Origin of the sequence: Streptomyces sp. NPDC051582 (assembly GCF_040681715.1) — a bacterium.
GTDB lineage: Bacteria > Actinomycetota > Actinomycetes > Streptomycetales > Streptomycetaceae > Streptomyces.
This window is the reverse complement of sequence record NZ_JBFAZJ010000039.1, coordinates 55590-65900: the sequence shown is the minus strand read 5'-3', so window position 1 is coordinate 65900 and position 10311 is coordinate 55590. Positions and strand designations below refer to the sequence as shown.

Sequence of the window (10311 nt, the reverse complement as noted above, 5' to 3'; positions counted from 1 at the left end):
CCCGGACATCCGTCGTGGATGTCCGGGCCCGGCCGTCTGCCGTGGGCACGGGGAAGGGGGTCCCGCGCGCGGCTTCTGTCGCGTTCGTATGGACGCGGGGAGGCCTGTCGGTCCCTGGTGGACCGTCAAGGACTGTTCCTCCCTGCGGCGTTTGTGTTCCGGGTGGGACCGCGGGAGTTCCCCGCGGTCCCACCCGATGCGGGGTGGGGCTTTGCCCCCCCCCGCCGGTCAGCCGGGCTGTTCAGCGGTCAGAACGGCCCCGGCGACAGCGGAACCTGCCGCTTACTTGACGCCGGTCTTGCAGTACCAGATGGTGCTGCTCTGACCGATGGCGCCGTCCAGCTCCTCCGACTCGGTCTGGGGGGTGAGGTCCTGGAGGTCGAGGATCGTGTTCATGGAAATTCTCCTTCGAGCGTGATGATGTACGAGCGGAAAACAACTGCCGTCCAGGACGGCACTGCGCCGTAGGGCTATGGCCACTTGCCCCGGGCCGTGGTGCATCGTCTTCGCAGACCCCCCTCGTCGAAGTACCGCGGCGCGGTGCTCGCTTTCACAGTCGTTCCTCCCTTTCGCAGGGGCGGGGGATCAGGGGCAGTACGGGCAGGCGGCCGGAGACCGTGTGCAGGGCGTGGAGGACACCCGCCGTACCGGTCGCCAGGTCCATGGACAGGCGCATGTTCTGGGCGCCGAGGGTGGCAATGCCGCCTTCGTAGGGCAGTGCGTGCCAGGCGAGGTCGCGGACGTGGCCGGTGAGAGCGTCCGCCAGATGCGGTTGGCGCTCGGCGACCCCGTTGTGGGCGAGGGTGGCGGCCAGGCCCGACCGGCCCGCGACGAGGCCGCTGTACGCGGTGAAGTCCAGGTCCAGAGCCGTGTGCAGAGTCGCGAGGGTGTCGGTGAGGGGGTCCCCGGGACTGTGGCGGAGGTAGCCGGCCAGGGCCACGGCGATGCCCGCGCTCCCCGACCCGAGGGTCGGCGGCGCCGCGGGCTGGTTCTTCGCCGCGACGGCGGCGTGGAACCTCTCCAGGTCGAGGCGGACGGCTTGGCGCGCCAGGTCCAGATACCGGCTCTCCTTCGTGTCCTCGTAGAGGCCGACGAAGAACACGGCCGGTCCGCTCCAGCCGCGCATCAGCCCGACGCGGCCCGCGGGCACCCTCCCGGCACCGACAGCACCGGCAGCCCCGGCGAGCCGCGCGGCGAGCCGCTCGCCCGTCTCCAGCGCACGGGTCTGCAGGCCGGGCACGTCCAGGGCCCGCGCGAGATGACGCAGGTTCAGTCCGATGCCGGCCAGTCCCTCGTACAGACCGGACGGAGTCGCCCCGGTGGTCAGGGCGGCGGCCCGGTCGAGGACGTCGACGGCCTGGTCGTGCCGGTCCAGGAGGCTCAGGGTGAGGGCGGCTCCGTGCAGCCCGTCGTACAGACCCGGACGGTGCTGTACGTCCCGGTGGGTGGCCTGCCACAGCCACTCGTGGTGTTCGGGGTCGGTCCGATGTCCGGCGGCGGTCAACGTGTAGAGGACGCCCGAGGCGCCGTGGGCGAGGGTGTAGCCGCCGTCGTACAGGGTGGTCGGCTCGCCGGGGAAGAGCCGGTCAGTGCGTTCGGGGGTGGCGCTGGCTTCGATGGCGGCGGCCAGAGCCTGCGTCAGCTCGCGGGCCGCTGGTGAGGCCGGGTCGTCCGCGGCCGCGGCGAACAGCGTCGCCTCCTTGCGTCCGGAGCGTGCCGTGACACCGGGAGGGGTCAGGGAGCGGCGTACGCGCTCGCTCCACGCGGCCGGGAGCGGGAAGAGTCCTGCCGCCGCCTCGACGAGGAGTCCGGCGCGGGCCGGGTCGATGTCCAGCATCGTGGTCAACGGCAGCAGCAGGGCGAGGCGCAGACTGTCCAGCGCGTAGCGGTCCCGGTCGAAACCGGTGGCGTGCGGGGCGACGAAGCCGGGTGTGGCGATGCTGGGCTCGGGGTCCTGGGTGCCGGGCCGGTGGGCGATCTCGAAGTCGATGAGCGCGATGCGCCCGTCCGGGCGGAGCATCACGTTGCTGGGGCTCAGGTCGCCGAAGACCGTACCGGTGGCGTGGACGGCCTTGAGGACGCCTTCGAGCTGGTCCAGGACGTCCAGCACGGTGTCCACGTACTCCCGGCGCCGGCTCGCGTCGCGGCCCGGCACGGTCAGCGGGTTCGCGGTGGCCACGAACTGCTGAAGCGTCTGGCCCTCGATGTACTCCTGCACCAGGAAATGGTGTTCCCAGGCGGTGAACGTGTTCAGGAGTGCGGGAACGCAATCCAGATGGGACAGGCGGCGCAGTGTCGCCGCTTCCCTGTGCAGCCGGACCACCGCGTCGTCGCCCGCTCCGTCCAGGCCCGCCATGGGGCGGGCCTCCCGCAGCACGACGCGGCGTCCTGTGGCCTCGTCGGTGGCCAGGTAGATGCCGCCGCCGTTGGAGTAGTGCAGGGCCTTCTCCATGCTGTACGGGAAGGCGGGTGCGTCCTCGCCGCCACCGCCGGCCTTCATCTGCTCCGCGACGAAATCGGGCACCGGGGCCCAGGCGGGAACCCTGAAGACCGGAGTGCGCTCGTCGGGGACCAGTACCCCGTCGGGGCGTGCGACGGCAGGAGTGCGCTCACCGGTCTCGGACAGGCACTCCCGGCGGGCGAAGCCCCCGTAGCGCACGTACAAGGGCCCCTGCCGCCACCGCAGGTCGCTGAGGATGTACGGGCCGCGGTAGGTGGCGAGGACGGCATCCAGCTCGTCGAGTACCGTCTTCAGGGCGGCCTCATCGGCCGGATAGACGGTGATCAGCTTGCCGCTGCCGCCGCGGGGCGCGTACTTGCTGTTGGCGGACTGGTGTACGCGCGGGTCCGGCAGGAACTTGAACGTCACGGAGCGGGAAACGCAGTAGTCCCACACCTTGTCGATGACCTGGGCCGCGTCGTCGGCCGTGACCGAGACGTGCACCTTCCAGCCCTGCTCGGGGAGCCGGGCGTCGCAAGGGCTCAGGTACACCCAGTTGCCGGCCCGGGCACGACGCCAGCCGGCGGGCGCGGGACGCCCGGTCGCCGGGAACGGCTCGCCCGCACGGGACGCGGGCGGGTGGTCGTAGAACTTCACGTCCGCCCGGCAGTAGGCGAGGTGGTTGGCCTTCTCCACGAGTTCCACCTCCTCTTCTTCTGCACGGCAGTACGTGCGACGGTCTGTCGAGCGGCGGCCGTCCGGCTTGGGAGGGCGCCCCGCTGCTGTGACCTCAGAAGACCATTCCCGCTCTCCCCCGCCCAGGCAGTTCCACCGGCAGAAGTACCGCCGCCCGCACTTTTGCCGGCCGCACGCGTCCCCACGGAACGAGCCGGAGAAACGGGGACCGCGTGCGCGTGCGCGGGCACGGCAGGCTCACCGGCCGGGGATGCGGCCCGGGCGCCCGGCCCGGGCCCGCCCAGGGCTGATCCGCGGGGCGGGACCGGCGATGCGGGCTGCCGGGACGGCGTTCGGGCGTCCGTGGCCGCACCGCCGGGCTCCACCATCCGTCAGAAGCGGTTCCAGACCTGGGTCGCGGCGCCCGTGCAGACCGTCTGGCGCACCTCGCGGCGGCTGCCCGACGGCTGCCCGCCGTCGTCCAGGCACAGCCCGCTGGCCATGTTCTTGATCGTCACCGAGTTGCCACCGAGTTCGACGAACTCCCAGCGCATGCTCGACAGGTTGTCGCAGTCACGCTGGACGACCTGGGACCCCGGCGCCGTGCCGGCCGACATCATGCACTTGTACGAATGCTGCGCGGAGAGCATCGAAGTCGGGTCGTCGACCTGGAAGCTCACGATGAACGTCTGGTTGCCCTTTCCGTTGCAACTGAACTGCTGGAGCAGAGCGCCGTTGTCCTTGGAACCGGCGCGCACGTCCAGGCACTTGCCGGTGGCCGCGTTCCTGAACTCGTACTGACCGCTGACCCCGGCGTGAGCCGGCGTGGTGAGCAGGGCAGTCGCCGAGAGCGCCGCGCCGAGGGCGAGAGCGGCGCGGACGGCCGGCGAGGTACTGACGGCGAGCGAGGTGCGTAACGTCATGGTGCGGTCTTCTCCCTGATCCGTGGTGTGGTGGGGAACCGGCGGGGCCGGCCGGAAGTCCGTCGGCGCCGCGGAGGTGCGACGCGGACGGTTCCGCCCCCGTACGCGAGCCAGCTTCACGGCCCGGCACCCTCACCCTCAAAGCCCTTCGAGCTGGACCGAATTCGGACATCTCGCGGCCTCGGCCCGTCGCCCGCGGGCCCCGTGGCTAGGGTGTCCAGGGAGGTCGGTGGAGTGAGGACCGGGAGGGCTCGGTGCCGGCCCCCGGCTGCCGCGCGGCACGCGCACGCCGCACGCGCACCCGCACCCGCACCCGCACCCGCACCCGCACCCGCACCCGCACCCGCACCCGCACGCCGATCCCCTGGAGACACGTCGGTGTTACGCATCCACTTCACCGCCGAAGACCTCGCTCGCGTCCGCATTGCCGAGGCGCCCGACCCCCTGGCGGAGACGGTCCTGAGCCTTCCGCTGCTCCAGACCGGAGGGTCGGCGGGGGTCGCCCTGGGCGGATGGCGCGAGCGAACCCGCCTCGGATTGCAGCCACAGATGCGGCCACTGCTGGAACTGGCCCCGGCCGGGCCGGGTGAATACGTACCGGAGGCGTTCGTCCACGCGGCTGCCACCGACCTCGCCGACAGCCTGGACCACACCTGGTCGCTGCCGCGCGTCCAATGGACGGCGGACTGGCTGGCCACCCGGATCCTGCGGCCCACGGCCCCCCGCTGGATCCACGCCCTGCACCGCGGCGACCGGGCCTGGGGCGAGCTCGTCCGCCGCCAGCTGCACGACTACCACGCCCTGGCCGTCGCACCGTACTGGGCCCAGCTCGTGGCGACGGCGCACACCGAGCGCGTCCAGCGGGCCCTGGCGACGGTCGACTCGGGCGTCGAGGGGCTGCTCGGCTCGCTGCATGCGGACATCGGCTGGTCGCCCGGCGTCCTGTCGGTCCCTTGCGACGTGGACACGGACCTCGAACTGGCGGGCCGCGGAATCCTGCTCGTCCCGACCTTCTTCTGCCAGAGGCCGCTCGTCCTGATGGACAACGCCGACGGCGGCCGTCCGCCCGTCCTGCGCTACCCCATGGCCCGCTCCCTCGCCGACTGCGCGTCCGTGGTGGCCCCGGGGGCGGCGGGTGCGGGAGGGGGCCTCACCGCTCTGCTCGGCACGACCCGCGCCCGCCTCCTGCGCGCCGTCCGGGCACCGGCCGGTACGACCGAACTGGCGCGCCGCACGGGCACATCACCGGCCACCGCCAGCCACCACGCCTCGGTCCTGCGCTCCGCGGGCCTCCTGACGACCTGCCGGGACGGCTCCGCGGTCCGCCACAGCCTCTCCCCGCTGGGCCGCGCGCTCCTCGACGGCTGACGGCCGGCGGCTGACGGCCGGCGGCCGGCCCGGGCGCGACGGAAAGCGGTCGTAGCCCACCGCAGTCTCGGGCGACTGCGACCACGGCCCGCCGCCCGGGATCGGAGGCGGCCGCGGCCGCGAGTACCAGCGGCGGACGATCGCGGGCCCCGGGCCGGCCGCTCACCAACAGGACACGCTCAGACCGTTTACAGACCCCGATCGGGGACACACGGCGTCGTGACGGCGGCGTTTTCGCGGACGGACGACCGCCGCGGCTGGTGACCGCACCGGCACCCCTTCCCCCCGGGTGCCGGTGCGGGCCACCGCCCCGAACCCCAGTACCCGGCGTACGGGCGCCCGGACATGACGGTGGCTTGCACTCTCGGAGAGGGCGCAAGCCACCGTGTTGCGGTGCCGGGAAACCGCTCCGGCGCCGGCTCGATCTTTATGTGTTTCTTAACTGGCTCAGCGGGCAGGAGAAGGCGGCCCGTGTTCCACGGCGCCCGAGGCGCGGGCGCGGGCCTCGTGCAGTCGGTGAGCGGCGCCGCATGCGGTCGCCGCGCCGCGTTCGCACGACGGCCGCCCGCCCCGCAGATTCCTGAGCGGGGGCGCGGATCAGACTCGTCCGCGTCATTGGCCGGTGGCGGTACCGCGGTCCTCGATGAAGTGCTTGAACCGCTTGAGGTCCCCCTTGACCAGTCGGTCGACGAAGGCGAGCCCGTCGCCGATGTTCTCCGCCACACCCTCCGGATCGAAGTCCATCATCAGCGTGATCTGCGTATGGAACGCATCGATCGGCTCGAAGGTGACCAGGCCCGACTGGTCGCTCTCCCCGCCGACCGTCACCCAGGCGACCTTCGTGTCGGGGATCTGCTCGGTGACCTCCGCGTCGAACTCTCGCTTCGCCCCGCCCACCTTCGTCACCCAGTGCGTGAGCGTGTCCGTCAGCTGATCGATCCGCTCCACCCCGTCCATGAACTGCGGGAACGACTCGAACTGCGTCCACTGGTCATACGCGGTGCGCACCGGAACGTTGACCTCGATCGACTCCTTGACCAGCGACACGACGGGTCTCCTCGCTGTGGGTGAAGAAGCGGAAGCCGGTGGTCTCGGGTCCGACCGGCTCCCGCAGGGGCACACGATCCCTGCCCCCTGGCAGCACGTGTGGCCCGCGGGCCAGGCGGTGAAGCCCCGAACGGGCCCACTTACCGGACCAGACAGCCCCCACCGCTCGCGGCAACGTGCGGATCAACCGCGGGTGACCCGTCCGGCCGTCTCCCGTTGTTCCGGTATGGACGAGACCCTGGACCTGCTGGACGTACTCCTCGACACCGCGAGCGAGCCGCGCCTGAAACTGATCAGCGCCGACGAGCCACGCGCGGTGATCCGGTACCGGTACCGGATTCCCGGAGAGCGCCGGATTGGGCTGTTCGGCCGCTCCGGTGAGCGCCCGTCACATGATCTCGGTAACTTCGCGATGCCCTGATGATCCGGATTCGGGGCATTTCCTGAGAGAGGTGCCCATGAGGCGCGCCCTGCGAAGCAATTCGAGACCTCACGGCTGGAGGCGGCTTGCCGTCGCGGCCCTGGCTCCCCTGCTGGCCCTGTCGACCGCGACGTCCGCGGCAGCCCAGGGGGTGTGGGTGACCGTTCCGCCGCTGCCCCAGCCGCGCGCCGGGCTCGCCAGTACCGCCGCGCACTGCCCGGACGGGCTGGGCGGTACCTGTGTGTACGCCCTCAGCGGTGACAGCACGTCGGCCGGATTCGTCGCGTACAGCCCCGCCACCAGCGTGTGGGCCACGCTGCCCCCGATGAAGACGGCGCGCAACTCCCTGGCGTCGACGACCGCGCCGTGCCCCGGCGGGGTGAAAGGCGACTGCGTGTACGCCATCGGAGGAGCCCAGGGCAACACCGCCCTCGCCACCAACGAGGCGTACAGCACCGAGACCAACGCCTGGCTGAGCCTACCCCCGATGCCGACCCCGCGCGCCGCCATGGCCGCGGCCACCGCACCCTGCCCCGAGGAGCTGGGCCTGCGGGGCGCCTGCGTGTACGTCTTCGGCGGGAACTCGATGGCCGTCGCCGACGCGATCCTCACCACCGTGGAGGCGTACAGTCCCGCCACCAACACCTGGGCGACGCTGCCCCCGCTGCGGGTCCGCCGGATCGGGCACGCCGGCGCCGCCGGTACGTGTCCCGAGGGCCTCGGGCTGCACGGCGCCTGCGTATACGCCTTCGGCGGCCTCAGCCCGGACGGCACCCTCGCGGCGGCGGAGGTCTACAGCCCGGTGACCAACGCCTGGATGGACCTGCCCGACATGCCGACCCGCCGCGGGGACGGACTCGGCGGGGCCTTCGCCCCCTGCCCCGACGGCATGGCCGACGGCTGCGTCTACGCCCTGGGCGGCCTGAACGGCACCACCCTGGACACGGTCGAGGCGTACAGTCCCGCAGCCAACGCCTGGGTCACCCTTCCCTCCATGCCCACCCCGCACCGGGAGCTGGGCGCGGCCGCCGCGCCGTGCCCGAAGAACACCCGGCGCAGCTGCGTCTACGCGGTCGGCGGGCAGACCAACAACAGCAGCTCCGACACCGCGGTCGTCGAGGCGTTCGCCATCGAGCACACCCCCGCCAAGGACGGCACCGAGCCGAAGCCCTCGACATCGGCGCCCGAACCGGCCCCCTTCCCGGCAGACGGCCTCACGGACGACCTCCTCAGCCCGGTCCCGGGCGGCGCCCCGCCCGGGACCGTTCTCCGCGACACCCCGCCGGCGCCGCCCGTCACGGGCCTGCCCTACCGCGTACCCAAGGCAAACGACCCGTCGTGACCCCCGGGCATACCCACAGCCCCGGCCCGCCTTCCGGCAGGCGCGCCCCGCCACGCTGACAGGCCTGCCTGAGGGCGACAGGCCCAGCCAGGTGAGCATCACGCAGCCCCCGCACGGCCCTTCGACACGGGGCCGGCCTCCTCGGGTCTACTCGCGGTGGGCGGGGTGCCCGTCGGAGAGGAGGCTCCCGTACGCCAGAGCCAGCACGGGGAAGCCAAGGTCGTGCAGCGCCAGTCGGGCCGTCTCGGCGGTGGACGGCTGGTGGCCGGTGGCCCTCTTCAGGAGAGCGACCACATAGTGCAGGCCGCCACGTGGTGTCGATGCCGGGCACTGGCGCCCACTGGGTACGCAACGTGCACGCGTCGGGCGGCAAGGCCGCCATCCGGCACGGACGGGACCACGACGTCCCCCTCCGGGAGGTCCCGGCCCCCTCCCGCACCCAGCTCCTGGGCGTCTACCTCAACGCAGCTCCCGGAGCCGATGCGCCCGCACGACAGTCGTGTCGATCGAGACGACCGAGACGTTGCGGTCGAGCCCCCCCGTCGCGTCCGCTGCCGCTTGGACCTGCTGGAGCAGACGCTCCCGTGTCCCGTCCGCCCACCACAGCGGACCGCCGCCACGAAGCGGTAACGCGTCACACCCAGTGCTCAGCAGGCGAACCATCCACGTCGAGGCCCCTCAAAGATCCTGCCGGCCGGGCCGCCTTCGCCATCAAGGTGAGGCCTCTGGCGGAATCTCACCGAACGGGTCCTCGGGATTCATCCTGTAGGTAATGGGCTGGAACTTGCCGTCTTGGCCGTAGCTGTACTGCGGCCCGCCATTTCCGGAGGCCACTGCGAACTCCTTCTGATCTTTACTCTTCACCTCAGTGGCACCGGAGGCGCCATCGCTCGACCACTCGATCGAGAGGCTGAATCGGTGCAGACCAGCCGAAGTGAATGCAACGATGACAAAATTCTCGGGATCGCTCTCGGAGACTTTGACGGGGAACCCCCGTACGCGCATCGAGCCCGTGTCGCTTTGGCCGTCCTTGAACTCAAGCTTCGGTGACTTCTTGTCGAGGTTCACCGCGAATCGACTCATGTTCGCGTCACCGCAGCCGCCGGCGTACCGCAGGCGCAGGCTTTGCTTCGGCAGCGGCAGGGACTCTTGCTGCTTGACGGAAATGTCCTTCACCGTGACTGCGTGCCCGCTCCTCCCCTGCACGTTGAGCCGAATGATGGTGAGGTCTGCGGGGGCCGCGTCGTGGGTTCCACCGAAGCTCTCCAACCGCTTCCAGAACGCGGCTGTTTCCTCTGCGGTGGTTACGGTCCGGTTTCGCCCAAGTTCGGCCGCCGCCTCGTCAAGCGTAGGTGGCTTCATGAACACCACACCCGCTCCGCCATCACAGCTGTCCCAGGGATTCACCTCCTCGACCGTGAAGGACAGAGGCGCATCGCTTTGCGCCTTTGAACCCCCGGCAGTTTCCGAGCCGACTGCGTTGCTGTTACCGCAAACCGACCCAGCGGAGCACTCGTTCGTGGAGCAGCCCATCAGCAGCAGCCCTGCCCCCAGCGTCATCGCGGCAGCGATGCCGTACGCCTTCACCGGCCAGATCCTCCGGTCGAAGCATTCGTACCGTCACCGAAGTTGGTTTGGTTCTCGCGACCACACACCGCGTGGTTTCGGCATTCGTTCTTATCGCCGCCGATGGTGTCCGTGGCCCACAACGTCGCCAGAACCCCGGCGATCGTGGCTAACGTTGCCAGCGCCGCGAGCCAAACGCGCCGCCGGTCGGCTGTGTTCATGGTCATCTCATCCCACATCCCCGAGAAGGAGACACCATCGTAGGGATCCTGACGTGGGCCGCTCACCGTTATGCACAAACAAGGTTCGACGTCGCGCAGTTCGCCCCGCCCATGGTAAGAACGCCGAGCCGCAGCACGGCGTGGTCGACCGGCTGACGGCCGTCCCGTACCAACTGGTCGGGCCGGCCCGCTCTGATCGGTGTGGCCACCTCCTCGGGCAGCGAGAAGTACCGGTTGTGATCCGCCGAAGTGAGTGCCCACCGTCTGGATCGCCTGGTTGCGTTGCGGATCGTCGATGTCCAGCCAGC

9 protein-coding genes and 1 pseudogene are annotated in these 10311 nt (G+C 71.1%); 3 read left to right on the top strand and 7 right to left on the bottom strand.

The features are described 5' to 3' along the window. Nucleotides 1-550: 550 nt before the first annotated feature. Nucleotides 551-3145, bottom strand: coding sequence for a class III lanthionine synthetase LanKC (gene lanKC / locus AB0M92_RS34550; RefSeq protein WP_366106319.1), 2595 nt, complete (start codon nucleotides 3143-3145; stop codon nucleotides 551-553). 362 nt (nucleotides 3146-3507) lie between these two features. Further along, complete coding sequence (locus AB0M92_RS34545) at nucleotides 3508-4038, bottom strand: RICIN domain-containing protein (protein ID WP_366106318.1); 531 nt, start codon at nucleotides 4036-4038, stop codon at nucleotides 3508-3510. Between the two features lie 378 nt (nucleotides 4039-4416). On the opposite strand from AB0M92_RS34545, the gene AB0M92_RS34540 reads away from it, so the two are divergent. After that, nucleotides 4417-5406, top strand: a complete 990-nt coding sequence (locus tag AB0M92_RS34540) for a winged helix-turn-helix domain-containing protein (protein ID WP_366106317.1) — start codon at nucleotides 4417-4419, stop codon at nucleotides 5404-5406. A 612-nt stretch (nucleotides 5407-6018) separates the two neighbouring features. On the opposite strand, the gene AB0M92_RS34535 is transcribed toward AB0M92_RS34540, so the two are convergent. Beyond that, nucleotides 6019-6453, bottom strand: a complete 435-nt coding sequence (locus AB0M92_RS34535; protein ID WP_366106316.1) for an SRPBCC family protein — start codon at nucleotides 6451-6453, stop codon at nucleotides 6019-6021. Nucleotides 6454-6679: 226 nt separating this feature from the next. Between AB0M92_RS34535 and AB0M92_RS34530 the strand changes: the two genes are divergently transcribed. Both AB0M92_RS34530 and AB0M92_RS34525 read left to right on the top strand, forming a co-directional pair. Then, nucleotides 6680-6874 (top strand): hypothetical protein, encoded by a 195-nt coding sequence (locus AB0M92_RS34530; RefSeq protein WP_366106315.1) that lies wholly within the window; start codon nucleotides 6680-6682, stop codon nucleotides 6872-6874. Between the two features lie 157 nt (nucleotides 6875-7031). Then, nucleotides 7032-8216 (top strand): kelch repeat-containing protein, encoded by a 1185-nt coding sequence (locus AB0M92_RS34525; RefSeq protein ID WP_366106314.1) that lies wholly within the window; start codon nucleotides 7032-7034, stop codon nucleotides 8214-8216. A gap of 147 nt (nucleotides 8217-8363) precedes the next feature. Here AB0M92_RS34525 and AB0M92_RS34520 read toward each other — a convergent pair whose 3' ends face one another. The 4 genes and pseudogenes from AB0M92_RS34520 to AB0M92_RS34505 all read right to left on the bottom strand — a co-directional run bounded on the left by AB0M92_RS34520 (nucleotide 8364) and on the right by AB0M92_RS34505 (nucleotide 10003). Then, complete coding sequence (locus AB0M92_RS34520) at nucleotides 8364-8510, bottom strand: hypothetical protein (protein ID WP_366106313.1); 147 nt, start codon at nucleotides 8508-8510, stop codon at nucleotides 8364-8366. A 186-nt stretch (nucleotides 8511-8696) separates the two neighbouring features. Continuing rightward, nucleotides 8697-8819: pseudogene (locus AB0M92_RS34515) on the bottom strand (IS5/IS1182 family transposase); the annotation flags it as partial. A gap of 108 nt (nucleotides 8820-8927) precedes the next feature. Beyond that, nucleotides 8928-9803: a hypothetical protein gene (locus AB0M92_RS34510; RefSeq protein ID WP_366106312.1), complete on the bottom strand. Its 876-nt coding sequence runs from the start codon at nucleotides 9801-9803 to the stop codon at nucleotides 8928-8930. After that, nucleotides 9800-10003, bottom strand: a complete 204-nt coding sequence (locus AB0M92_RS34505; protein WP_366106311.1) for a hypothetical protein — start codon at nucleotides 10001-10003, stop codon at nucleotides 9800-9802. The genes AB0M92_RS34510 and AB0M92_RS34505 overlap by 4 nt, the downstream gene beginning before the upstream one ends. Between the last annotated feature and the right edge of the window lie 308 nt (nucleotides 10004-10311).

Excerpts from the sequence above, each read along its gene's own strand:
- AB0M92_RS34545 (WP_366106318.1), bottom strand. The coding sequence starts at position 4,038 with ATGACGTTACGCACCTCGCTCGCCGTCAGTACCTCGCCGGCCGTCCGC.
- AB0M92_RS34530 (WP_366106315.1), top strand. The coding sequence starts at position 6,680 with ATGGACGAGACCCTGGACCTGCTGGACGTACTCCTCGACACCGCGAGC.
- AB0M92_RS34505 (WP_366106311.1), bottom strand. The coding sequence starts at position 10,003 with ATGAACACAGCCGACCGGCGGCGCGTTTGGCTCGCGGCGCTGGCAACG.